Consider the following 23,558-nt stretch of genomic DNA (forward strand, 5'->3'; position numbering starts at 1 on the left):
ACGCCTGGGCCATCTGGGACCCGTACACGGCGACCGCCGAGACCTCGAGCCCCGTGCGCACCCTCGCCAGCGCCGACCAGGTGTCCAACGGCGGCGAGTTCGGCCTCGCCTCGCTCGACGCGCTCGCGGACGCGAAGAAGAACACTGCGCTCGCCGACCTAGTGACCCGCATCGCCAAGGCCTCGAACTGGGCCGCGGCGAACACGGACGAGTGGGCGACACAATACTCGCAGATCGTCGACGTCCCGCTCGAGGCGGCGAAGCTCTCGCAGAGCCGCCGCTCGGACCGCAAGCCCGCGGCCGCCGACGCCCTGCAGGACTCCGAGCAGAAGCTCGCCGACGCGTTCTCCTCGGCCGGGATCATCAAGCCGTTCCAGGTGTCCGATTTCGTGGACGACCGGTACACCAAGGACCTGCAGCCGTATTTCGCCGGATAGGTGGTGTGCACGCGAGCGCCGGCCGGGTTGTGGACCCGGCCGGCGCCGTCATATGTACTTGTAGTTGCCGCCTGGCGGCGGTGCCCAGTACGTCCTAGTACGCGACCGTGAACCGCTCGCCGCGGTGCGCCGGGGTCTCGATCTCGTCGACGACGGCGAGGCCGAGGTCGGCGCCGGAGATGTCCGAGGTGCCCTCGGCGTCCGCGACGAGCACGTCGCCGCCGGTCCGGTAGGTGCCGCGCGCCTCGCCGGGGTTGAAGGAGCCGAAGTTCGCCGCGGGGCTCAGGTAGAACCAGTCGAGCTGGCCGTCGCGGGCGCGGAGGTCATCGAGCACGTCGGTCATCTCGGCAGCCTCGTCCTTGAACGCCGCGGGGAAGTCCGGGGTGTCGATGAGCCGCGGGCCGCCCTCGGCGGTGAACAGCGAGCCCGCGCCGCCGAGCACGCCAAAGCGCGCGCCGCGCTCTTCGGCGAGGTCGGCGAGCTGCGCGAGGACCCCGCGGGTCTTCCCGGCGAGCGGCCCGCGCGGGGCGGCGGCCGAGAAGATCACGTCGGGGTTCGCGGCGTCGATCGCCGCGGCGACCGCGCCCGCGTCGAGCAGGTCGGCGGAGACGTAGCGCACGCCCTCCGCGCCGTTCTCCGGGACCGAGCGGCTCACGGACACGACCTCGTGACCGCGCCGCGCTGCCTCCGCCGCGATGTTGCCGCCCGCGTAGCCCGTTCCCCCGATGACGACGATCTTTGCCTTTGCCATGGTGTGTTCCTCGAATTCTGTGTTGTGGTGCTGTGTGGTCTGCCCGCCCGGCCGGTCTCGCGGCGTTGTCCCGCCGCCCCCGGAGGGCCTATAGTCACCATAGGTAACCGAGTACCCATTGGAAAGAGAGCACTTCGCGGAAACCAGGGCACCGCGAGGTGACCATCAAGGTACTCCCGCCGGGCGCGGCACGGATTGTGAGGCAGATCATGGATCAGCGGACCTTCGACGGCACGTCGGGCTGGGACCCGTTTACGCGGGACTGCCCGTCGCGCCGCCTCCTCGACAGGATCGGCGACAAGTGGAGCGTCCTCGTGATCACCTCGCTCGAGGGCGGCCCGCTCCGCTTCTCAGAGCTCCGCGCGGCGGTCGACGGCGTCTCGCAGAAGATGCTCACGCAGACCCTCCGGGCGCTCGAGCGCGACGGGCTCGTCTCGCGCACCGTCCACCCGGAGATCCCGCCGCGCGTGGAGTACGCGCTCACGGCGACGGGCCGCAGCCTTACCGGGCCCCTGCAGGTGCTCACCTCGTGGGCGGTCGAGCACATGGGTGCCGTGGCGGAGGCCCAGTCCCGCTACGACTATGCTGCTTCCCTTTCCTGACGGCGCACCTCCGCATTTCCTCAGCCCTCCCGCCCCGCCGCCGGCCGTTCACCCCGGCCCCCGGCGCGGGCACCCCTGCCGTCCGGCCACCCGTCGGCCGCCCCACCCCGGCCCCCGGCCGGCGAGTACCAACGAAGTTCCGCACGTATACCCACGAGCTTCTGCGGAGTACCCACGAAGTTCCGCACGTACCCACGAGCTCCTAATCTCGTGGGTACTCGCACAACTTCGTGGGAACCTCGAATACTCGCCGCCCAGGACGCCCCCGGCGCCCGTGAACGGCGCCGCGCGCCACCCCCGGACCTCAAGTTCACGTGAACTCCAGGCGTAGGGTGGCGCCCATGGCAGAGCAGCGCTTCGAGATCACGATCGGCGAGCTCGCGAAACGCGCCGGCGTCCGGACCTCGGCGCTCCGCTTCTACGAAGACAAAGGGCTCATCATGAGCCGCCGGACCAGCGGCAACCAGCGCCGCTACCACCGCGCGATGCTGCGCCGCGTCGCCTTTATCCTCGCCGCCGGCGAGGTCGGCATCCCCCTCGACAAGGTCGCCACGATGCTCCGCGGCCTCGGCGACACCGAGGCGCCGAGCCCCGCGATGTGGCACTCGGCCGCCGCGGAATGGAACACCGAGATCGACGAGCGCATCGCGATGCTGCGGCGGATGAAGGACCGTCTCAACGGCTGCATCGGCTGCGGCTGCCTGTCATTCGACGTCTGCACGATGGTCAACCCGCGCGACGAACTGGCGGCGGAGGGCGCGGGCCCGCGCCGCCTCCTCCACGACTAGCCGCCGCGCAAAAACCGGGCAGAGAAATGACGAGGGCCCGCACGCGCTGTGCGTGCGAGCCCTCCGCCGTCATACCCGGTGGTGGGCCGGGGACGAAACCTACTTCGCCGAGATGGAACGTCCCGAGCTCTTGAGGTCGTTGCACGCCTCGACGACGCGCTCGGCCATGGAAACCTCGGCCTTCTTGAGGTACGAGCGGGGATCGTAGACCTTCTTGTTGCCGACCTCGCCGTCGATCTTGAGGACGCCGTCGTAGTTGCCGAGCATGTGGCCAGCGATGGGGCGGGTGAAGGCGTACTGGGTGTCGGTGTCGACGTTCATCTTGATGACGCCATAGCTCAGAGACTCCTCGATCTCGCTCTTCAGCGAGCCCGAACCGCCGTGGAAGACGAAGTCGAAGGGGTACTCGTCGGCACCGGCGCCGAGCTTCTTCCGCGCGACCTCCTGGCCGACCTTGAGGACCTCGGGGCGAAGCTTGACGTTGCCCGGCTTGTACACGCCGTGGACGTTGCCAAAGGTCGCGGCGAGCATGTAGCGGTCGCCGTCGTTCGAGGCGCCCAGTGCGTCGAGAGTCTTCTCGAAGTCCTCGGCGGAGGTGAAGAGCTTCTCGTTGATCTCGTTCTCGACGCCGTCCTCCTCGCCGCCGACCACGCCGATCTCGACCTCGAGGATGATGTTCGCGGCCGCCGCCTTCGCAAGCAGCTCCTTGGCGATCTCGAGGTTCTCGTCGATCGGCACCGCGGAGCCGTCCCACATGTGCGACTGGAACAGCGGGTTCTGGCCGTTCTTCACGCGCTCGGCCGAGATGTCGATGAGCGGGCGGACGAAGCCGTCGAGCTTGTCCTTCGGGCAGTGGTCGGTGTGGAGCGCGACCGTGATGTCGTACTTCTCCGCGACGACGTGCGCGAACTCGGCGAGGGCCGTCGCGCCGGTGACCATGTCCTTGACCGACTGGCCCGAACCGAACTCGGAGCCGCCGGTCGAGAACTGGATGATCCCGTCGGAACCGGCCTCGGCGAAGCCGCGCAGCGCCGCGTTGATCGTCTCCGACGACGTACAGTTGATGGCCGGGAAGGCGAAGCCCTCCTTCTTGGCGCGGTCGAGCATCTCGCGGTACTGGGCGGGGGTGGCGATGGGCATCGGGTTAAACCTCCAACATGTCCTGTTCTCTATGCGCGCCGGAGCGCGCTCCTGGGTCCAGGGTAGGCGGTCGGCTTGCGACGTGGCGCGAGGCGGGGCGGCTACCTCTCTCCCCCGTTTTTGCATAGCCTGGTTATATGGCTGAAGCACAACGAGGACACGCAGACCGTTGGACCATCCTCCGCGTCTCGATGTGCGTCACGTTCATGAGCCTCCTCGACGTCACGATCGTCAATATCGCTCTGCCCTCGATCCGCGACGCTTTCGACACCGGGGCCGCCCAGTTGCAATGGATCATCTCCGGATACGCCCTCGCGTTCGGCCTGCTCCTCGTCACGGGCGGGCGCCTCGGCGACGCTCTGGGCCGCCGCCGGCTCATGACCATCGGCGTCGCCGGATTCACGATTTCCTCCCTCGCGTGCGGGTTGGCACCGACGATGGCCGTGCTCATCGCCGCACGCTTCGTCCAGGGCGCGAGCGCAGGGCTCATGGTCCCGCAGAACACCGGGCTCATCCAGAGCAACTTCACCGGCGCCGAGCGAGGGCGCGCCTTCGGCTACATGGGCGCCGTGGTCGGCGTCTCGAGCTCGATCGGCCCGGTCCTCGGAGGGGTGCTCATCGGCGCGGCGGGCGAGACCAACGGCTGGCGGCTCATCTTCCTCGTCAACGTGCCCATCGGCGCCATGCTCCTGTTCTTCATCCGCCGCTACATCCCCGGCGGCTCCGCGGAGTCCCGCCGCCCCGACATCGACATCGTCGGCGCGGTCCTCCTCGGCCTCACCGTCCTCACGATCCTCTACCCGATCTCCAGCGTCGAGCAGGGCTTCACGTGGCAGTTCGCGATCATCGCGGCGGCTCCGGTGCTCGCCGTCGCCTGGGCGATCTGGGAGCGCCGGCTCATCACCCGTGGCCGCGAACCGCTGCTCAACATCCCGCTTCTCCGTGTGACGCCGGGCTACGCCACCGGCATGACGATCGGCCTCCTCTACTTCTGTGGATATACCGGGGTGCTCCTCGTGTATTCGATCTACCTCCAGACCGGACTCGGATACTCCGCGGTCCGCGCCGGCCTCTTCATCACCCCGTTCGCGGCCGCCTCCGCGATCGCCGCGCCCATCGCCGGTCGCCTTGTCGCCCGGCTCGGCCGCGCGACCACGCTGTACGCGCTCGGGCTGCTCATGTTCGGGCTTGCGCTCGCCGCGATCGGGATCCCGCTCGCCGAGGGGACGGCGTGGTCGATCCCGGTGCAGGTCATCACGATGGCGATCGCCGGGCTCGGCGCCGGCGCCGTGGTCGGCCCGAACATGACGATGACCCTCTCGCACGTCCCGCCGCGCATGGGCGGCGCGGCCGGCGCCGCCGTGCAGACCGCGCAGCGCTGCGGAAACGCGATCGGCGCCGCCACTCTGCTCCTCATCTACACGCGCACGGTCGCCGACGGCGGGGCGCCTGGCACCTCACTGCGCGCGGTGTGGATCGTGTCCATCGCGTTCGCCGCGGCGGCCTTCGCCGTCGCGGTGCGCGATCTCCGCACGCCCGCGAAGACCAAAGAGCCCAAAGCCGTCGAACCCGCGGGATGACCGGTCGACGCTCACCGAGTTCCCCGATCGCCGTTTCCCGACGTGCCGGATCGGGGTTTACCCCGATTTCCGCTGTGAGTTGCCTGTAAGGCCCCGTTCCTGCTTGGGGACCGGCTGGCCGCGCTCTAGAGTTGCTCGCGTGCTCCTCGACTCAATTCGCGAATCCGTGCTCGCCTTCGGCGGCGACGTCCGCAACCTCGCCATCCCGGGCGGCCAGATCCTCGACCCGATGTACTGGCTCTCCGGCAGCGGCCCGTTCGGCAGCGCCATCCTGCCGGTGCTGCTCCTGGTCGTCTTCATCGAATCGGGACTGCTGTTCCCGTTCCTGCCCGGCGACTCCCTGCTGTTCACCGCAGGCCTGCTCACCAAGCAGGCGGATCCCTTCGCGCCGCTGTGGCTCGTGCTCGTGCTCGCGCCGATCGCGGCGTTCCTCGGCGACCAGGCCGGCTACTGGATCGGCCACAAGTTCGAAAAGCCCCTGCGCAACAGGCCCGACGGTCGCATCTTCAAACAGGCGTACATCCGCGAGTCCCACGAGTTCTTCGAGAAGCACGGCCCGATCACCGTGATCATCTGCCGCTTCGTGCCCATCGTGCGCACCTACGCGCCGCTGGTCGCGGGCATGTCGGGCATGCGCTACAAGGTGTTCGTCTTGTACAACGCCGTGGGCGCAGTGCTCTGGGCTGCGGGCGTGACCCTGCTGGGCTGGCTGCTCGGCAACATCGCGTTCATCCGCGACCACATCGACCTGATCCTCATCCTCATCGTCCTGGTCTCCGTGATCCCCATGATGATCACCGCCGCCACGAAGCTCATGGCGCGGCGCCGCAAGGGCGAGCCGATCCAGGAGCACCCGGTCGAGCACGAGGAGTAGCTGCTTCTCCCCCACCCCACCTATGACGGCGGCGCCCGCGAATTTCCCCGCGGGCGCCGCTTTCTATCTGCGCTCTGAGCTCGCTATGGGCTAGCGGGCGCCGTGGGCGTCGGCGCTGCCCTGCGGCCGCGAAGCGCGGCGACGTGCACCGGTGGCACCGCCGCGCGGGGGACGGGAGTCGCCGCCCTGGCGCGAGCGACCGGACTGACGTTCGTCGTTCTGCCGACCGCCACGGCCGGCGCCCTGCTGGCGGTTGCCCTGACGGCCGCCCTGCTGACGATCGTCCTGCCGGCGCTGCTCGTTGCCCGCGCGGTTGCCGCGGCGTCCGGCGTCACCGTTCTGGCCGTCCCGCTCCTGCGCGTTACGGTTCCGGCCACCACGGCTACCGCCCTGGCCCTGGCCGCCACGGTTTCCGCCCTGGTTCTGGCCGCCACGTCCGCCTCGACCACGGCCGCCGTTGCCGCCGTTCCGGCCGCCGCCCGCACCCTGCGCCGGGGCCTCGGACTCGCCTTCGTGGAGCACGCGCCCGGCCACGCTGTTCGCGAGGTCGACGGTCTTGCCGGTGCTCACGCTCTGCTCAGCGGCCTCGACGCCTGCGGCGCGGAGCAGCGAGCGAACCTCGCGAACCTGGCCGTCGGTGGCGATGGTGACCACGGTGCCGACCGAGCCGGCGCGCGCGGTGCGGCCCGAGCGGTGGACGTACGCCTTGTGCTCGGCGGGCGGGTCCGAGTGGATCACGAGGCCCACGTCGTCGACGTGGATGCCGCGTGCCGCGATGTCCGTGGCCACGAGCACCGGCGCCGTGCCCGAGGAGAATGCCTCGAGATTACGCACGCGCGCGTTCTGCGACAGGTTGCCGTGCAGGTCCACGCTCTCGGTGCCAAAATCTGTGAGCTTGCGTGCGAGCTGGCGCGCCCCGCGCTTGGTGCGCGTGAACACGACGGTGCGCGGGCTGGAGGATGCGAGGTCGGAGATCACGCGGACGCGGTCCCCGGTATCGACGCGGATTACGTGGTGATCGGTGGCGCCGGGGGTCGCCGAGCCGTCGTCGACCGAGTGGGTCACCGGATCGGAGAGGAAGCGCTGGACGAGAGCGTCGACGCCGCGATCGAGGGTCGCCGAGAAGAGGAGGCGCTGGGTGCCTGCGGGGGTCGCCCCGAGGATCCGCTTGACGCCCGGAAGGAAGCCGAGGTCGGCCATGTGGTCGGCCTCGTCGAGCACGGACACCTCGACGTCGGCGAGCGAGATGTGCTTCTGGCCCATGAGGTCCTCGAGCCGGCCCGGGCAGGCGACGACGATGTCGACGCCCTTGCCGAGCGCGGTGACCTGGCGACCCTGCGGGACGCCACCGAAGATCACGGTGGTGCGCAGGCCCGCGGCCTCCGCGAGCGGGGCGAGTGTCTCGTCGATCTGGCGGGCGAGCTCGCGGGTCGGGGCGAGCACGAGGCCGCGGGGCGCACCCTTCCGGGCGCGGCCCTTCGAGCCAGCGGCGAGGCGCGCGACGAGCGGGATAGAGAACGCGTAGGTCTTGCCCGATCCCGTGCGGCCGCGGCCGAGCACGTCGCGCCCGGCGAGCGCATCGGGAAGAGTCGCGGACTGGATGGGGGTTGGGGTGGTGATCCCGTCGGCGTCAAGAACGCGCACGAGAGCAGAGGGCACGCCGAGATCGGCGAAAGTGGAAGACAAGAAAACTCCGTAAGGAAGAGAGATGGGCACCTTGCGCGGCGCTTGGGCGCGCGACCTGGGGCTCCGCTCGGGAAAGCCACCCGGGAATTGGCCCGGGAACCGGCGCGGGAGGCGAACTTCCGTTCGTGCTCCGGCAGCGGCCGTGTGGTCGGCGCATAACGCGCGGCCGGTGGGTTCCGAGGGCGATCGATTGTTTCGCCGTGGCCCGGACGGCCGCTGGCCTGCAGCAAGACGTGCGGCCTGTGAGTCCAGGCTACGCCCCGGCCGCGCGATTCCCCCAACCGAGCCGTCGCCCGCTCCCCCGCCGGCGCCCCTGCTCGCCGGGCAGCCAGTGCCCTCGCGCGCCGTGCAACCAGACCCCTGCGCTCCGAGCAGCCAGCGCCCCGACACGCCGGGTCGCGCTGCACTTCCTCCATGACGCCGGAGGCCGCGACTACCTTGAGGAACGCATGGCTCGCTCCACGGCGACCCCCTCCCGGCCGGCGAGCGACTCGAGATCCTCCGAACCCATCGGGACGAGCGCCACGCGCCCATCGGCATCGAAATGGAAGCCCCAGCCGTAGGTCTTCGCCAGCGGAGATGTTCGCAGGCACGGCTGCCCCTTGGAGAAAAAGCGCTCGCGCTCGACCGCGCGCTCGGCCTCCGCGATCCCCTTCCGCTCGCAGTGGACATCGAACAACAACTCGTCGCTCGTCCACTCGTAGGGCCGCCCCTCGAGCCGCTCGTACTGGAGCTCGGCGACGGTGCGCCGACCCGCGGGCGGCGCCGCCGCCGATTCTGCGCGAGTATCCACGGACGGCAAGATGACAGTGTTGACGTAATCGGTGATGTGCATGGCCCCTCCAGACCCGTTCCCGGAATCACAAGGCTTCCTTACGCGCGCCGTTCGCGCTCTCGCCATCCCGACAATACGAAACGTTAGCGCGGGTCTACGACATTTCTCCCGGTCCCGAGGCGCCCTCTTGGGGAGTTGCTCTCACATTTTCCGTCGCGCGGACCGGGCGGACCCTAATGTCGCAAAGGTGATCCAGATAACACAGTCCACGTCTCCCATGCGCCGATTCCCGCTCGCGGCGGGCGCAGTGGCCGCCGCCGCGCTCGCGACGCTCGGTGCCGGCCCGGCCATCGCCGATGTCGCCGAGCCCGAGCAGCTCCCCGTTCCCTATACATTCCTCTCCGGCGCCGTCAAGGAGATCACCCAGCCCGAGGCCCCGCTTGCCGGCGCCAACGACTGGAACTGCCGCCCACCTGCCGATCATCCGGAGCCCGTCGTCCTCGTGCACGGGACATTCGGCGGCGGCACCGACAACTGGGCGACGCTCGGCCCCCTGCTGCACAACCAGGGTTACTGCGTCTACACGCTCACCTACGGAAACCTCCGCGACGCATCGTGGCCGCTGTCGGCCGTGGGCGGAGTGCAGTCGATCCCCGATGTCTCCGTTCCTGAGGTCGCCGATTTCGTCGACCGAGTCCGCGAGTCGACGGGCGCCGAGGAGGTCGACCTCGTCGGACACTCGCAGGGCGTGATCGTCGCGGGCGATGTGGCCAAGCGGACCCGTCCCCGCACCGTGGCGAAGCTCGTCTCCATCGCCGGGCCATGGGACGGCACCTTCGGGGACCTCCTCTTCGGCTCCCTCGACGGGAACTCTGCTCAGCGGGTCCGGGATCTGCTCGCGGGCACCCCGATCGCCTCAATGCCGCAGATGATCACGGGCTCCGAGTACCTCCGCGGGCTCGAAGGCGTGGAGGGCACCCCGTACGCCAAGGGAGTCGAGTACACGAATATCTCCACCAGGTACGACGAGGCAATCGTTCCGTACACCTCGGGACAGCGGCCGGCACCGGAGGAGCCGGGGTACGCCGTCACCAACCATGTGATTCAAGACGGGTGTGAGAACGATCTCTCGGATCATTCCTCGGTGCCGTCGTCGCCGCGCACGGCGGATTACGTGCTCAGCGCTCTCGATCCGGCGCATCGGGTCGAGACGCGGTGTGTGTCGACGATTCCGCTGCACGGCGCGATCGGCCCCGTTCCGCCGGTTCGGGCGCGAGCTTGAGGCCGATGACGGCGACCACGATCCCGGAGAGGAAAAGTGACTTGGGCCACGAGAAGCTCTCCTCCCCTGTGATCATGGCGTAGACGACCGTGAGACTCGCGCCGATTCCCACCCACACGGCGTAGGCGGTGCCGAGCGGGATACGGCGGAGGGAGAGCGCGAGGCCTGCCATCGAGGCGCCCAGCGCGACGGCGAAGACGAGCACGGGGAGCGGCTTCGAAGCGCCGTCCGAGGCGCCGAGGGCCGTCGCCCAGACGGCTTCGAGGACGCCGGAGGCGATGAGGATCAACCAGGGCATGTCAGCTCACCGCCTTGAGACCGAAGACCGAGCCGACGAGGAGGACAAGCAGCAGGATGCGCGCGAGGGTCAGCGATTCCTGCCTCGTGGCGAAGCCCCACAGGACGGTGAGCGTGGCGCCGATTCCCACCCACACCGCGTAGGCGATTCCGACCGGCAGCGAGGACATCGCCCAGGCCAGGCCGCCCATGCTCGCGGCGAGTGCGACGACGAAAATGAGCGTAGGGCGGAGGCGCTTGAACCCCTCCGATGCGGACAAAGCGGCGGCCCAGACAGCCTCGAGCATTCCGGATAAGACGAGAACGAACCATGCCATAGCGGCAACTCCCTGCGGCAGTCTTGTCGCTTGGCGGGTACTGCTCCCTCGTCCGCGAGCCGCAGGTTCGGGCTCCGAATTTCAACCTAACAACGGTTGTGGTCGGCGGCAAACGGGGTGCGGTGTTTGCTCGGCCAGCGGGGATAACCACGAGGTTCCGTATGTACCCACGAAGTTCCGCACGTTCGCACAGAGCTCTGTGAAGTACCCACGAAGTTCCGCACGTACCCACGAACTCCTAACCTCGTGGGTACTCGCACAACTTCGTGGGAACCTCGAAAGCCGGCCGGGCGGGGTGCCCCGAGGCCGGCGGCCGGGCGCTACGCCTCGCCGATCCCCGCGTGCTCGCGGATCCAGGAGTGCATCACGATTCCCGCGGCAACCCCCGCGTTGATCGACCGTGTCGACCCGAACTGCGTAATGGACACCGTGAGTTCGGCGTGCGCCCGCGCGTCCTGGCTCACGCCCGGGCCTTCCTGACCGAACAAGAACACGCATTCCCTGGGCAACGACACTGTTTCCAGCGGCACCGAGCCGGGGACGTTGTCGACGGCGACCACCGCGAGACCCTCGCCGCGCGCCCAATCCACGAGCTCCGAGACGCTCGCGTGGTGGCGAACGTGCTGGTAGCGGTCCGTGACCATCGCGCCGCGACGGTTCCAGCGGCGCCTGCCGACGATATGGACCTCGGCGGCGAGGAACGCGTTGGCGGTGCGCACCACGGTGCCGATATTCGCGTCGTGTTCGAAATTCTCGATCGCCACATGGAACGGGTGTCGCTGCAGGTCGAGGTCCGCGACTATCGCCTCGCGCGTCCAGTAGCGATAGTGGTCGACCACGTTGCGACGGTCCCCGCCGGCGAGGAGCTCGGGATCGAAGCGCTCATCGGAAGGCGTCGGCTCGCCCGGATGTTCTTCGGCCCACGGGCCCACCCCGACCCGGCCCTCGCCCCACTCCGTCGGCCCGGGTTCCGCGGCCGTGCCGGATTCTGCAGCACCGCCCGCCTCCGCGGCCATGCCATGCTCCCAATCACCGCCCAGCTCCGCAGAACCGGACCCGCTCCCGGCCACAGGACCAATGCCTCGCTCTCCAGTCCCGCCGCGCCCCGCGGAAGGCCGGGGATTCGGGACGTTCGCCGTCATAGCCCTACAAGTAGCGAATTGAGGGCGCGCGAAACCCGCCCCGGTGCGAAGTGGGCGCCGTTGTAGAGCAGCGTGGTCTTCGTACCGACCGGGTAGTGGACGGGCGCGAGCGGATTGGTGTCGAGCGCGGCGTCGAGGACGCGGTGCGCGACCTGCTCCGCGGTGAGGTTGATCCCCTGGCGGCTCGTGCCCGCGGTAGTGACGCCTTCGAGCAATGCCGTCCGCACGTAGAACGGCAGGATGTCTCGAACGACGATGTCCTCGCCCGCCCACTCCTGGTCGAGAGCCTCGGTGATCCCGCGGACCGCGAACTTCGTCGCCGAATACGTGGCCATCTCCGGGGTGCCGTAGATCGAGGCCGCCGAGCATAGGTTGACCATCGCCGAACCGTCGGTGGCGCGCAGCGCCTCGAACGCCGCCCGCGCGCCGAAGAGCACGCCCTTGACGTTGACGTCGACGATCGCGGAATCGCGCCCCGCCGAGCTGTCTACGAACGCGCCGCCGTAGAGGAGGCCCGCATTGTTGACCAACACGTCGAGCCGCCCGCCCGTCTCCGCGAGGAAGCCCGCGAGCGCGGACTTCCACGCCTCCGGATCCGTGACGTCGAGGATCCCGGTCACGTACTCCGCCCCATCGGCCCAGTCCACGGCCTCTGCGGAGATGTCGTACACGCCGACCTTCCAGCCCTCCGCGGCGAAGAGCTCGGCGATCGCGCGACCAATGCCGCGCCCCGAACCCGTGACCAGCACCGCACGCTGCCCCGCCGAGGGCGTGCGCCGACCGCGGTAGCCGAGGCGGCGGGCGAGGGAGGTGGCAGTCGAGGTCGTCTTGTCCGTGCTGCTCATGGGCAAAATCCTACCCACTGGCTATGACGACGAAGGCCGGTGCGCGCAAAGCGCCGCGATCCCGGAGTACGTGAACAACTGCCCGGTGGCATAGGTATCCATGACCGCGACACCGAGGAGTCGCTTGGCGATGGAGCCGCGCGGCCGGTCGAGCCGAACGGCGATGAGTGCGTCGGACGCGAGCCACGCCGCAGCGCCCAGGGCGAGCTGCGCGCCGGCGGCCGAGCGCGTGTCGGCGGCCGAGTCGGCGCCGGGCGCAGGATCGCCCGGTTGGTAGGTCGCGGCTCCGCGCACCATGAACTCGACGAGCAGCGCCGCGTAAGCGCCCTGCACAAGGTGATGGGCGCTGGGACGCAGCGCGCGTCCCTCGCCCGCGGCGAGCACTCCGCACACCGCCACGCCCACGGCCCCCGCGGCGATGCTCTGCAGCGGACGGAAACCGATCCCTCTACGCGCGTAGAGCGCGAGACCGGCGAGGTGGCCGCCACCGAAGGCGAGGGCGCCGGGGGTGAGGCGCGCGGCATCCGTGGCCTCCCCATCGCCGAGGAGCACGACGTCACCCAGAGCGTGGAGCCCACCCATTGCTGCGAAGAGGGTTCGGTCTGCCAACGCCCAGCGCTGCGGATCGCGGAGGGCGTGGGCGGTGAGCGCCGGGATGATGAGCGGTTTCGCGATCCGCTCGAGCGCCGGGAGGCGAAACCCTGCGGCGAGCTCGGTGGCCGCCGTCGCCGCGAGGAACGTGCCCGCGGCCCACTGCCGGGGTCCGCGGGCGAGGCCGTCGACCGTCTTCCGCGCGGCGGCCGTCAGATCGGCCGCGAGATCGGCCGTGAGCTCAGCGAAAGCCATTGCGCTACTTGTCTTCGAGTCCGAGATCGGCGAGGCCGAGGAGCGAACGGTACTCGAGCCCGGCGCCGCCGATCACGTCGTCGGCGCCCGTCTCACGGTCCACCACGGTCGCCACTCCGACGACTTCAGCGCCCGCCTCGCGAAGTGCTTCGACGGCGGTGAGCGGCGAATTCCCCGTAGTGGTCGTGTCCTCGACGACGAGCACGCGCTTGCCGACGATGTCCGGCCCCTCGACGCGCCGCTGCATGCCGTGCTTCTTCGCCTCCTTGCGGACGACGAACGCATCGATGGGTCGCCCCTCCGCATGCATGACGGCGGTCGCCACGGGATCCGCGCCGAGCGTGAGCCCGCCCACCGCATCGAAATCCCAGTCCGCCGTGAGCTCCCGGAGAAGCGAGCCGATGAGCGGCGACGCCTCGTGGTGGAGCGTCGCCCTCCGCAGGTCCACGTAGTAGTCGGCCTCGCGCCCCGAGGACAGCGTGACCTTTCCGTGGACCACCGCGAGTTCGGCGACGAGCTCGGCGAGGCGGGAGCGGCGGGCGGGGTCGGTCGTCGGCGCGTTCACTTCGTGGGTCCCTTCATGCGGATGGTGCTCGGGTCGTGTCCGTGCTGGTGTCGTGCTCGTGCGGGTCCAGACTAGCTGGGCCTCACGGGCCTACTTCTTCTCGTCTTTGCCGGCGTCCTGACCGTCGGCGTCCTTGCTGTCGGCGTCCTTGTTGACAGCGGCGGGGCCGGTGGCGCCGGGGCCGGCACCCGGTCGCTGCGAGCCGGGAAGTCGGATGCGCGTGGTCTCGACGAAATCGGGGTCCATCGCTCCGCCGGCAGGGCTCGAGGTCCCGCGCTTCGGGGCGCCGCCCGTGGCGGGATCGGCAGCGCTGCCCGGATCCTTGGTTGAGGTGTTGCCCAGGGTTTTACCCGAGGCGTTGCCCGGAGTGTTGCCCGCGGTGTTCTCGGTCTCCCCGGCGGCTTCCTGATCGTCGGCCCTGCGGTGGCGGCCGCCGCCGTTGGGGTCGGCGGGGTGCGTCGTCAGGAACGAGGGGCGATCGGCCCTCGCGCGTCGGCGGCCTCCGCTGGCGGGCTCCTGCGCATCCCGGGAGGCCGGGGCAGGGCTCGTCGCGGATTCGGACTTCGTCCCGGAAGCCGCGGCAGGCTTGTCAGCATCGCCCGTGTCGGCCTCGGGCTTGCTGGAGGCAGGATTGCCGGAGGCTGTCTTTTCGGAGGCGGGCTTGCCGGCGGCGGGCTTGCCACCCGCGGTTTTCTCGGCCGCAGGCTTGCTGCCAACCGTGGACTTCGCCGCAGGGGCGGCGGCGCTTGCGGCGGCCGCCGTAGCGTCGGCCCCCGTAGCGTCGGCCGACACGGTCGCGGAGCCCGATTCCTCGGGCTCGACCGATGCCGCGTTCGCGGTTTCGTCCTCCGGCGAAGCCGTATTCACGCGCGCGCTCTCGAAGCGGCGCATTTCGTTGCCAATGGCCTCGCTCGATTCCTCGGCGGAGTCGTCGGTGGCACCGAGAGGCTTGAAGGTGCGCTTCTCTCCGCCATTCCCCCCGAGCTCGGGCTCGGCCAGCGCAGGCATCGACTGGCCGTCGCCGTAAGAGGCTCCGGCGCCGCGCGACGGGCGCGGCACGGGAGAGCGCTGCGGAAGGAAATCGGCAGCGACGTCGCCGCGGTCGGCGGGAATCGAGGCCGAATCCGCACGCATCACGGCCTCGAAGCGGTCGGGCTCGGCAGGAGCAGCCGGCTCTCGAGAGGCATAGTCGACGGATTCTGCACCGGTACCTGAGCTCGCGCTCATGCCCGTGCCGGGAACCTTGTCGGCAGCATTCCCGGATTCGCTGCCGGTCGTGCTGGCGCCGCGAGCAGTTGCGGCGGCGTCAGGCGATGCCGACTCCGAACTGCCGCGATCCTCGGCGTCATCGAACCCGTCTCCGCCCGCCTTGGCGGGCTTGCCCGACTTGCCAGTCCCGCCGGCGGCTGCACCGCCGACGAGCGCCGCGGCCCCCGCTGCGGCGGCCGCACCGGCGAACGGTCCGGTCGAGCCTTCCGCAGACTCCGTGGGCACCGGGGTTCCGGAGATCGCGGGGGCGGCGCCGCTCGAGGCCGAGGTGGAACCCGCATCGTCTCCGCCCGAAGACCGACCGTCGCGCACGAGGCGTAGGTGGCCGGGGCGCCCCTGGCCGCGCGGCTCGAAGGTCGCAGTGGTCTCGTCGATCTCGAGCGGCTCGAAGTCGTCGCCGAGATCCTCTACATCTGTCTCGAACTCCTCGTCGTCGACGACGCGGGGCGGCTTCTGCTCGCCGGCAGCGGCGTCGCGGCCGACACCGGCGTTCCCGGGATCGGTGGCGGCTAGGTCGAGTGGGCCGCCCGACTGCGAGGGCAGCGAAGCGGCGGCCGAGACGAGCCCGTGGAGCGTGACGATGCTCGCGTCGTACTGGTCGATGGCTTCCTCGGAAACGGAGACGTGGCCCCATTTGGCCGTCACATCGCAGTGCCGGAAGCCAGTGGGGGCACCGCGGAGCGCCGTCACGACGCGCGGATCCCCGAGAAGTGCGTCGGCGGACTCGTCGTCGGAGCGAAGCACCATTTGCTCGTCGACGGGAGCGTCGGAGGCGCCCGCGGAATCGTCGGTGCGCGTCCTGTCGATGGAGAATGTCGTGGTCGAAAGCCCGCTGCGGGACACCGAGAAGACGGTGCGCGGGCCCGCGAACGAGACGAGCACGTCGCTGCCACGGAACGTGCCGGCGAACGTGCGGTTCTCGCCGTCGAGCCCGTCCACCGGCTCGGCGCCGACGGGGCTCCCCTGCTCCGCGGGGATCTCGACGAACGCGCGCGCGGCAAGCCACCGCTCCTGCGCGTCGGCGAGCTCGGATCCGGGGATGACGTCGTCCGCCGCCCCCTGCTCCTGCCCACCCGGGGCAGCGTCCTGCGGAGCGGACACCCCCTCCGCCTCGCCGGCGTGGGCCTCGTCGCCCCGGCCGCGGCGCGCGCCGAGCCCGATGGCCGCAGCTCCCACGACTCCGGTGCCGGCTGCGGTGGTCGCCGCCGTACCGCCCTTGGCGCGGGAGCCGAGGCCGGCGATGAGCTTGCCCAGGCCGCGACGCTTCGCCGGCTTCTCGCCTTCGGAGTGGGTGTGCTCGTCGACCGGGTGCGTGTCGGTGGCCGGGAGCGCCTCGTCGCTGACGGCCGGGCGTTCGCCGTCGCCGAGCTCCGCGCTGTGCGGCCGATTCTCCGGGTAGGCCGGGCCCTGTTGCTGCGGCTCCTGTCCGGCCTGCCGGAGCTGCGCGCCCTGCGCCTCGCGCTGCTCGTAGGAATCGTGCTGCTCCTGGGAGCCGCGCTGCTCGTGGGCGTCGGTCTGTTCGTGGGCGTCGGTCTGTTCGTGGGACTCCCGGCGGCTCGCCGCGCTGACGGGGCGGATCGGCGGCCGGCCTGCTTTCTGCTCTGCGGTGGACGGCGCATCGGCATTCGCGGCCGGTGCCTGCGCAGACGCCGCCGCAGGAGCCTGGGCTGGCGTGTTGCCCTCGGGAGCGTTCGGAGCCATAGACCGGGCAGCGGCAGGGGAAGCCGGCTGGGCCGGGTTCGGGCTCACGCCCTGGGCCTCCGACTGAGCAGGCTCCTGGACCGCCGGCTGGGACTGTGCCCGGCCGGACGGTTCGGCGGCCTCGGGAAGCCGGCGTCCGGCGTCCTTGTCCTCGAGAGTCTTCGCGAACGGCGGGACGCGGACGCCCTGCTCGTCGGCGGCGACCGGCGTCATGGGCTGTCCGTCGGGTCCGAGCACGGGCCCGCCCCCGCCTGGGCCGCCCGCGAGCGGGGCGTGGGTCGAGTCGGGGTCGGGCACGGCGACACAGTCGGCAGCGTCGGGGTGTGCGGTCGATCCGCCGGGCACCGCGCCCGACGAATCGGCGGGCCCCACAGCGACGGCACCCTCCGCTCCCTCGGGCGGGGTGCCGAGGTCGCGATCCTTCGTTTGCTTGTCGAGCCGGAGGAGGAAGATCGCGGCGAGCAGGAGGACGAGTGCCAGGACGAACCAGAGGACTACCATTCTTCACAGGCTAACGAGGTCGAACCGCGCGACGTTCGACTCGCCCGGTGCGTCGTCCCCTTTTCGCGGCTGCGGCGCCGGTTGGACGCCTGCCGCCGGCGCTACGCCCCGCAACAGACGCCCACGCGGCAAACACTCACGCGTCCGCCGCTCCGCCGTCCCTACGCCCCTGCTTCGACGGGCCGGCTCAGGTCCGCGCCCCATTCCGAGAACGAGCCCGGGTACAGCGACGCCCCGGGCAGACCCGCGTACTCCATGGCGAATACGAGGAACGAGGCGTTGACCCCCGAGCCGCAGTACGCAGCAGTGTTCGCGGCATCCTCGGGGCTCTGCACCCCGCGGGCGGCGAGCACGGATCGGATCTCCTCCGGCGGTCGCAGCGTCCAGTCGTCGGAGACGAGATCGAGCGCCGGCATGTTCTTCGCGCCCGGGATGTGCCCCAACCGGCGGTCGATCTGCGCGCCTTCCTTACCGGTGTAGCGCCCCTGCACGCGGGCATCGAGCAACGACTTCCCATCGCCCGAACAGCCGGCGACACCGTCTGCGTCGACCACGGGCATCGACGGCCCGACGAACTGGAACGTCCCCGGCCACACCGGATTTCCCGGGCCCACGGCGACCGGAAGGTGGAGGCGCGTCCACTCCTGCCACCCGCCGTCGAGTATGCGGACGCTGCGCAGCCCGGCCCACCGGAGCATCCACCAGGCGCGCGCGGCGACCGTCCCGCCGGATTCGTCGTAGACCACCACATGGGAATCGTTGTCCAATCCCCATGAACGAAGGGTCTCCGCCCACACCTCGGGCTCGGGCAGCGGGTGGCGGGCGCCGACCATCGCGGGGCGCCCGGAGAGATCGCGGTCGAGGTCGACGAACACCGACAGCGGGATGTGGCCGTCGTCGTAGTTCTTCCGCGCGTTGACCATCCCGAGGTGCCAGCGGACATCGAGCACCTTGGGTACGGGCGCGGTGCCCGAGTGGATGATCGACGCGAGATCTTCCGCCTTGATCAGCATGCTTCCCTTTCGGCTGCTCCAGCAGCGGTTTTTCGTGCAACTTCCGCGATGTCGGCGCGGCCCTGCACACGCCATCCAGGATAGGCACTTCGCGCGGCCCCGGCAGCGATGCGAAAAGCCGGCCGCGCTCTCTTTCGAGAGGCGCGGCCGGCTCTGCTTTTGTGGCGGCTTCGCTGCGGTTCCGCTCGAAACCGGTGGCTCGCTCGAGGTAGGCCCGTAGCGGGTTTCTCCACCCGTCTATGACGGCGGGCGTCCGGTTTCCTGGAACCCCCGCGATCAGCTCAGGACGAGATGTTCCTCGTCCTCGCTGAGACCCACGTGCACGGTGTCCCCGTCGTGGATCTCCCCGGCGAGGAGCTTGCGCGCGAGCTGGTCCCCGATCGCCTGCTGCACGAGCCGGCGAAGCGGCCGCGCCCCGTACGCCGGGTCGTAGCCGCGGCTGGCGAGCCACTGCCGCGCCTCGTCGTCGACGTCGAGCTCGAGCCTGCGGGCCGAGAGACGCTTAGCGAGCTCGTCGATCTGGATATCGACGATCGACGCGAGCTGCTCCCGGCTGAGCGAGTCGAACACCACGACGTCATCCAGTCGGTTGACGAACTCCGGCTTGAAGTTCGCCTTGACGGCATCGAGCATCTGCTCCCGCGTCCCGCCCGCGCCGAGGTTCGACGTGAGGATGAGGATCGTGTTGCGGAAGTCCACTGTGCGGCCCTGTCCGTCGGTGAGCCGTCCCTCGTCGAGGACCTGCAGGAGCACGTCGAACACGTCCGGGTGTGCCTTCTCCACCTCGTCGAGCAGCACGATCGTGTACGGGCGTCGCCGCACTGCCTCAGTGAGCTGGCCGCCAGCCTCGTAGCCGACGTACCCGGGAGGTGCTCCGACGAGCCGCGCCACAGAGTGCTTCTCGCCGTACTCCGACATGTCGATGCGCACCATGGCGCGCTCGTCGTCGAAGAGGAAGCCGGCGAGCGCCTTGGCGAGCTCTGTCTTGCCCACACCCGTCGGGCCGAGGAACAGGAACGAGCCGGTCGGACGGTTGGGATCGGCGACCCCGGCGCGGGCGCGGCGGACCGCGTCGGAGACGGCCTTGACCGCCTCGTCCTGCCCCACGACGCGGGCACTGAGCTCTGCCTCCATGCGGAGGAGCTTCGCCGATTCGCCCTCGAGCATCTTGCCTACGGGCACGCCGGTCCACGCCGAGACGACCTCCGCGACGTCCTCGGGGCCGACCTCCTCCTTGAGCATCGACGAATCCTCGGAGGCGCCGCTCGCCTCGGTGACCTCCTCGAGCTCCTTCTCGAGCTCGGGGATGCGGCCGTAGCGCAGCTCGGCGACCTTGCCGAAATCGCCTTCGCGCTCGGCGCGCTCGGACTCCGTGCGCAGCTGATCGAGTTCCTCCTTGACCCGCTGAACGTCGGAGATCGCGTTCTTCTCGTTCTGCCAGCGCGTGGTGAGCACCTGGAGGCGCTCCTTCGCGTCGGCGAGCTCGCCGCGGAGGTGCTCGAGCCGGTCCTTCGACGCCGCGTCGGTCTCCTTGGCGAGCGCCATCTCCTCGATCTCGAGCCTGCGCACGACGCGCTCGACATCGTCGATCTCCTCCGGGCGGGAGTCGATCTCCATCTTGAGGTGCGAGGCGGCCTCGTCGACGAGGTCGATGGCCTTATCGGGGAGGAACCGCGAGGTGATGTACCGATCGGACAGCGAGGCCGCGGCGACCAGAGCGGAGTCCGTGATCCGGACGCCGTGGTGCACCTCGTAGCGCTCCTTGAGGCCGCGAAGGATCCCGATGGTGTCCTCCACCGACGGCTCGCCGACCCTGACCTGCTGGAAGCGGCGCTCCAGAGCGGCGTCGGTCTCGATGTACTTGCGGTATTCCTCGAGCGTGGTGGCGCCGACGAGCCGGAGCTCGCCGCGGGCGAGCATCGGCTTGATCATGTTCCCGGCATCCATCGCGGAATCGCCCGTGGCGCCGGCGCCGACGATCGTGTGGATCTCGTCGATAAAGGTGATGATCTCGCCGTCCGAGGACTTGATCTCGTCGAGCACCGCCTTGAGCCGCTCCTCAAACTCACCGCGGTACTTCGCACCCGCGACCATCGCGCCGAGGTCTAGCGAGATGAGCTTCTTGCCCTGCAGCGATTGCGGCACGTCCCCGGCGATGATCCGCCGGGCGAGGCCCTCGACGATCGCCGTCTTGCCTACGCCTGGCTCGCCGATGAGCACCGGGTTGTTCTTCGTGCGGCGGCTGAGGACCTGCACGACCCTGCGGATCTCCTGGTCGCGACCGATAACGGGGTCGATCTTGCCCTCGCGGGCCAGCGCGGTGAGGTCCGTCGAGTACTTCTCGAGGGCCTGGTACTGGTCCTCGGGGTTGTCGGTGGTGATCCGGGTATTACCGCGCACGGAGGTGAATCCGTCGCGGATCGCCTCGGCGGTGGCGCCGAGCTCGTCGAGGATCTTCGCGGCATCGCCTGACGGCGAGCCCGCCGCGACGCCGGCGAGGAGATGCTCGGTCGACGTGTAGGCGTCGCCCATCTCGGCGGCGAGGTCCTGCGCATACTTGAGCGCGGAGAGCGCATCGCGGTTGAACGCGGGAGTCGCCATGCCCGAGCCCTGGGCGGAGGGGTAACCGGCGACGAGTTCATTGACCCGCGTGCGGATCACGTCGACCGGGGAGCCGATCGCCTCGAGGAGCGGCACCGCGATGCCGCCCTCCTGCTCGAGGAGCGCCTGGAGAATGTGCCCGGGCCGCACGTCCGGATTGCCGGCGGCCGAGGCGGTCTGCACAGCCGACGATATCGCCGCCTGCGCCTTCGTGGTGGGGTTGAATTCTGCCATCTAACTGCCCTTTCGCTTCGCTAACACGAGTGTACTTAAGTTCCGTGGGCGCAAGTTTCGTTCGCGCCACCCCGTACAACACGACTGAGCTTGCGTCTATTCCGCTCAAGTCTGGGACTTTTGCGGATGACGGCGCAGGTCCGCGCCGCCCGCGCCCCTTTCTCGCGTTCCGCGCGCCCTTTCTCGCGTTTCACACCTTTTGCCCCGGATCACGCCTCTAATTCCGGGCCCACCGGGTGTGATTCGGGGCGAAAGGTGTGAAACTCCGCTGTTGGCGGGGCGATGGCCGCGAGGCGCTGGTGGCGGGGCGAGGTCGCCGGGGCGATGCCCGCAGGGCGAGGTCGCCGGGGCGATGCCCGCAGGGCGAAGGCGCCGGGGCGATGGCGGCGAGCGCCGGGGCCAGGCACGGGCGCCGCCCGATTGGCGCCCTGGCTGCGAAATTGCGACCGCCCCGGCATTCGACGGAACACGTCTAACTCCGGGGCGGGGCTACCGCGCGAAGGCGCGGGTCTGGCTGAAGGCGCGGTCCGCCGTCAGGGGCAAGAGTCGAGCGAGTCAGCCGTTCCTGCCGAGCAGACCCGAGACGCTGCCGACGACGCCGCGGAAGAAGCCGCCGATCGAGGACGAGATGCCGGAGAGGCTGCCGGTGGAATCGTCGCCGTCGCCCGGCTCACCGGGGTTCCCCGGGTTGCCATTGCCCCCGGGAGTGAACCCGATGACCACCGGATCGTGGTCGGAGGCGCGGTAGGCGTTGTCCTCGAAGTACGCCGGATCGCGGCCGTAGTCGAGGTTGTAGTCGTTGGCGTCGGGCTCGTCGGAGTTGTTGTGCCAGTCCGAGACTCCCTCGATCTCGCCCGCGAGCTTCTCGCTGGCGAGCGCGTGGTCGAGGTAGCCGGTCTGGCCGTCGAACACGTAGGAGTACGCCGACGGGCCGTTGAATTTCTCGACCATGTTGGTGAATCCGGCCTCCTCGATCGCGGCGATCGGGTCTTCCTTCGCGTACGAGTTGAGGTCGCCGATGATCAGCTCACGCCCCGAGCCGCTGAGCTCCGGGTCGCTGGTCAGCCACTTGGTGAGTGCCTTCGCGCCCTTGACGCGCGTCGCGTTGCAGTTGCCCTGTCCGTTGGGATCCTCGGGGTCGCCGGCGCCGCAGTCGGAGCCCTTCGACTTGAGGTGGTTGACGGCGACGGTGAAGTCCTCGCCGGTGGCCTTGTCCTTGAACACCTGGGCGATGGCCGGGCGGTGGCGGTTGGTGTCGAAATCCGGGTCGACCAAGCTGTCGAGGATCTTGTGATCGCCGACGAGATCGACCTTCGCGGGCTTGTAGATCATCGCGGTGGTGATCGCGTCGGTGCCGACCGTGCCGGTCTCGATGGCCTTGTATTCTTCGCTGCCGAGCTTGGCGTTGAGGCCGGCGACCAGGTCGTCGAGCGCGTGACCGTCGTTATTCTCGATCTCCATCAGGCCGAAGACGTCGGCGTGGATTGACGCGAGCTCGTCGACGATCTTGGTCTTCTGCCGCGCGAACTCCTCCGGGGAGTTCGCGCCGCGCGCGTTCTTGTCTTCGGTGGTGAGGGTCGTGAAGTAGTTGAGCACGTTCGCCGACGCGACCGTGATCGAGCCCGGCACCTTCGGGGCGTCGGTGCGCGGGTTCGTGTTCTCGACGGTCGCGCCCGCGGTGGGCTGGATGCGCCAGGCGTCGTGCGAGTAGTTGAGCACGCCCGTGGCGTCCTTGACCGTGTCGCCGATGCGGAACCGGTTCTGCGCCGAGTAGTCCTCGCCATTCGGGCCGCGCAGCGGGTTGGGGTTCTGGATGCCGAGGCCGTCGTCGAGGGTGATCGAGTCGGCCGCGTTCTCCGCCGCGAGCGCCTTGGCCTCGTCGCTGCCCGGTGCGTAGCGGTTGGTCGGCTGCTCGTGGCGCTTCGAGCCGAGGACGAGCTCGCCGTAGCGGTCGTAGTCGTACGCCTCGTTGATCACGCCCGAAGCGAGCTGGACCCGCATGTTCTCGAGGGCCTCGGTCTTCGCGGGGTCCAGCGGGAGCCCGACGGTCGCCGGGGCGGGGAGCTCGGCGCCGGTGCCGCACACCTCGACGGAGGACTGCGTGACCTGCGTGTTGCCGTAGTACTCGGAGACCTTGCCCTGTACGCGGACCGTGTCGCCGACCGCGCGGGCATCGCCGCCGCGGGCGTAGACGAACATGCCGTCCGAGGTCGCGGCGTCGTCGTCGCCCGCGTCCTGGATGTAGTAGCCGTCGAGGCTGCCGGCCTGCTGGAACGTGCCGGTCACGATGCCCTGGATGGTCACGGTCTTCC

At 69.9% G+C, this 23,558-nt stretch carries 19 protein-coding genes, 1 pseudogene and 1 riboswitch; of the genes and pseudogenes, 6 read left to right on the forward strand and 14 right to left on the reverse strand.

All coding sequences use genetic code 11. The features are described 5' to 3' along the window. Positions 1–437, forward strand: a pseudogene (locus tag V7E05_RS04880) (ABC transporter substrate-binding protein); the annotation flags it as partial. Between the two features lie 94 nt (positions 438–531). Here the strand turns inward: V7E05_RS04880 and V7E05_RS04885 are convergent. Continuing rightward, complete coding sequence (locus tag V7E05_RS04885; protein ID WP_333618550.1) at positions 532–1,188, reverse strand: NAD(P)-dependent oxidoreductase; 657 nt, start codon at positions 1,186–1,188, stop codon at positions 532–534. 209 nt (positions 1,189–1,397) lie between these two features. Between V7E05_RS04885 and V7E05_RS04890 the strand changes: the two genes are divergently transcribed. Together V7E05_RS04890 and soxR are read left to right on the forward strand one after the other, a co-directional pair. Continuing rightward, positions 1,398–1,790, forward strand: coding sequence for a winged helix-turn-helix transcriptional regulator (locus V7E05_RS04890; RefSeq protein ID WP_442891606.1), 393 nt, complete (start codon positions 1,398–1,400; stop codon positions 1,788–1,790). Between the two features lie 341 nt (positions 1,791–2,131). Next, entirely contained in the window at positions 2,132–2,578 is a 447-nt protein-coding gene (gene soxR, locus V7E05_RS04895) for a redox-sensitive transcriptional activator SoxR (RefSeq protein WP_333618552.1), read from the forward strand. Between the two features lie 99 nt (positions 2,579–2,677). Here soxR and fbaA read toward each other — a convergent pair whose 3' ends face one another. Next, positions 2,678–3,718 carry a class II fructose-bisphosphate aldolase gene (fbaA, locus tag V7E05_RS04900; RefSeq protein ID WP_333618553.1) on the reverse strand — a complete coding sequence of 347 codons (1,041 nt, stop codon included), beginning with the start codon at positions 3,716–3,718 and terminating at the stop codon, positions 2,678–2,680. Between the two features lie 137 nt (positions 3,719–3,855). Here fbaA and V7E05_RS04905 point away from each other — a divergent pair, with 137 nt between their 5' ends. Both V7E05_RS04905 and V7E05_RS04910 read left to right on the forward strand, forming a co-directional pair. Continuing rightward, positions 3,856–5,298, forward strand: coding sequence for an MFS transporter (locus tag V7E05_RS04905; protein WP_333618554.1), 1,443 nt, complete (start codon positions 3,856–3,858; stop codon positions 5,296–5,298). 229 nt (positions 5,299–5,527) lie between these two features. Beyond that, positions 5,528–6,172 carry a DedA family protein gene (locus V7E05_RS04910; protein ID WP_333618578.1) on the forward strand — a complete coding sequence of 215 codons (645 nt, stop codon included), beginning with the start codon at positions 5,528–5,530 and terminating at the stop codon, positions 6,170–6,172. A gap of 90 nt (positions 6,173–6,262) precedes the next feature. Here the strand turns inward: V7E05_RS04910 and V7E05_RS04915 are convergent, their stop codons facing one another. Continuing rightward, a complete protein-coding gene (locus V7E05_RS04915) occupies positions 6,263–7,858 on the reverse strand; it encodes a DEAD/DEAH box helicase (protein WP_333618555.1) in 1,596 nt (531 codons plus the stop codon). A gap of 433 nt (positions 7,859–8,291) precedes the next feature. Next, the gene (locus V7E05_RS04920; RefSeq protein WP_333618556.1) at positions 8,292–8,693 is read right to left on the reverse strand and encodes a DUF6157 family protein; all 402 of its coding nucleotides are present in this window, start codon (positions 8,691–8,693) and stop codon (positions 8,292–8,294) included. A 187-nt stretch (positions 8,694–8,880) separates the two neighbouring features. On the opposite strand from V7E05_RS04920, the gene V7E05_RS04925 reads away from it, so the two are divergent. Further along, on the forward strand, positions 8,881–9,915 hold the full coding sequence (locus tag V7E05_RS04925; RefSeq protein WP_333618557.1) for an esterase/lipase family protein: 1,035 nt from the start codon (positions 8,881–8,883) through the stop codon (positions 9,913–9,915). Here V7E05_RS04925 and V7E05_RS04930 read toward each other — a convergent pair. The 10 genes from V7E05_RS04930 to V7E05_RS04975 form a co-directional block, all read right to left on the reverse strand. Next, positions 9,812–10,213: a DMT family transporter gene (locus tag V7E05_RS04930; RefSeq protein WP_333618558.1), complete on the reverse strand. Its 402-nt coding sequence runs from the start codon at positions 10,211–10,213 to the stop codon at positions 9,812–9,814. The two genes, V7E05_RS04925 and V7E05_RS04930, sit on opposite strands and share 104 nt — an antisense overlap. A 1-nt stretch (position 10,214) precedes the next feature. Beyond that, a complete protein-coding gene (locus tag V7E05_RS04935; protein WP_333618559.1) occupies positions 10,215–10,529 on the reverse strand; it encodes a DMT family transporter in 315 nt (104 codons plus the stop codon). A 13-nt stretch (positions 10,530–10,542) separates the two neighbouring features. Further along, a riboswitch (guanidine-III (ykkC-III) riboswitch) is annotated at positions 10,543–10,607 on the reverse strand. A 242-nt stretch (positions 10,608–10,849) separates the two neighbouring features. Next, a complete protein-coding gene (locus V7E05_RS04940) occupies positions 10,850–11,545 on the reverse strand; it encodes a TrmH family RNA methyltransferase (protein WP_333618560.1) in 696 nt (231 codons plus the stop codon). 122 nt (positions 11,546–11,667) lie between these two features. After that, positions 11,668–12,516, reverse strand: a complete 849-nt coding sequence (locus tag V7E05_RS04945) for an SDR family oxidoreductase (protein ID WP_333618561.1) — start codon at positions 12,514–12,516, stop codon at positions 11,668–11,670. A gap of 21 nt (positions 12,517–12,537) precedes the next feature. Further along, positions 12,538–13,362 carry a lysoplasmalogenase family protein gene (locus V7E05_RS04950; protein ID WP_333618562.1) on the reverse strand — a complete coding sequence of 275 codons (825 nt, stop codon included), beginning with the start codon at positions 13,360–13,362 and terminating at the stop codon, positions 12,538–12,540. 4 nt (positions 13,363–13,366) lie between these two features. Further along, entirely contained in the window at positions 13,367–13,927 is a 561-nt protein-coding gene (gene pyrE / locus V7E05_RS04955) for an orotate phosphoribosyltransferase (protein WP_333618563.1), read from the reverse strand. A gap of 90 nt (positions 13,928–14,017) precedes the next feature. Further along, the gene (locus V7E05_RS04960) at positions 14,018–17,398 is read right to left on the reverse strand and encodes a hypothetical protein (protein WP_333618564.1); all 3,381 of its coding nucleotides are present in this window, start codon (positions 17,396–17,398) and stop codon (positions 14,018–14,020) included. A gap of 161 nt (positions 17,399–17,559) precedes the next feature. Further along, complete coding sequence (locus V7E05_RS04965) at positions 17,560–18,411, reverse strand: sulfurtransferase (protein ID WP_333618565.1); 852 nt, start codon at positions 18,409–18,411, stop codon at positions 17,560–17,562. Positions 18,412–18,687: 276 nt separating this feature from the next. Beyond that, positions 18,688–21,246, reverse strand: a complete 2,559-nt coding sequence (gene clpB / locus V7E05_RS04970; protein WP_333618566.1) for an ATP-dependent chaperone ClpB — start codon at positions 21,244–21,246, stop codon at positions 18,688–18,690. A gap of 555 nt (positions 21,247–21,801) precedes the next feature. After that, positions 21,802–23,558: ExeM/NucH family extracellular endonuclease (locus tag V7E05_RS04975; RefSeq protein WP_333618567.1), on the reverse strand; the 1,757-nt coding region annotated here is incomplete at its 5' end.

This window comes from Dietzia sp., assembly GCF_036741115.1.
Taxonomy (GTDB): domain Bacteria; phylum Actinomycetota; class Actinomycetes; order Mycobacteriales; family Mycobacteriaceae; genus Dietzia.

Bases quoted from the DNA above. Each gene is read 5' to 3' on its own strand.
- V7E05_RS04885 (WP_333618550.1), bottom strand. From the start codon at position 1,188: ATGGCAAAGGCAAAGATCGTCGTCATCGGGGGAACGGGCTACGCGGGC.
- V7E05_RS04890 (WP_442891606.1), top strand. From the start codon at position 1,398: ATGGATCAGCGGACCTTCGACGGCACGTCGGGCTGGGACCCGTTTACG.
- soxR (WP_333618552.1), top strand. From the start codon at position 2,132: ATGGCAGAGCAGCGCTTCGAGATCACGATCGGCGAGCTCGCGAAACGC.
- fbaA (WP_333618553.1), bottom strand. From the start codon at position 3,718: ATGCCCATCGCCACCCCCGCCCAGTACCGCGAGATGCTCGACCGCGCC.
- V7E05_RS04905 (WP_333618554.1), top strand. From the start codon at position 3,856: ATGGCTGAAGCACAACGAGGACACGCAGACCGTTGGACCATCCTCCGC.
- V7E05_RS04910 (WP_333618578.1), top strand. From the start codon at position 5,528: ATGTACTGGCTCTCCGGCAGCGGCCCGTTCGGCAGCGCCATCCTGCCG.
- V7E05_RS04920 (WP_333618556.1), bottom strand. From the start codon at position 8,693: ATGCACATCACCGATTACGTCAACACTGTCATCTTGCCGTCCGTGGAT.
- V7E05_RS04930 (WP_333618558.1), bottom strand. From the start codon at position 10,213: ATGCCCTGGTTGATCCTCATCGCCTCCGGCGTCCTCGAAGCCGTCTGG.
- V7E05_RS04935 (WP_333618559.1), bottom strand. From the start codon at position 10,529: ATGGCATGGTTCGTTCTCGTCTTATCCGGAATGCTCGAGGCTGTCTGG.
- V7E05_RS04940 (WP_333618560.1), bottom strand. From the start codon at position 11,545: ATGGCCGCGGAGGCGGGCGGTGCTGCAGAATCCGGCACGGCCGCGGAA.
- V7E05_RS04945 (WP_333618561.1), bottom strand. From the start codon at position 12,516: ATGAGCAGCACGGACAAGACGACCTCGACTGCCACCTCCCTCGCCCGC.
- V7E05_RS04950 (WP_333618562.1), bottom strand. From the start codon at position 13,362: ATGGCTTTCGCTGAGCTCACGGCCGATCTCGCGGCCGATCTGACGGCC.
- V7E05_RS04960 (WP_333618564.1), bottom strand. From the start codon at position 17,398: ATGGTAGTCCTCTGGTTCGTCCTGGCACTCGTCCTCCTGCTCGCCGCG.
- V7E05_RS04965 (WP_333618565.1), bottom strand. From the start codon at position 18,411: ATGCTGATCAAGGCGGAAGATCTCGCGTCGATCATCCACTCGGGCACC.
- clpB (WP_333618566.1), bottom strand. From the start codon at position 21,246: ATGGCAGAATTCAACCCCACCACGAAGGCGCAGGCGGCGATATCGTCG.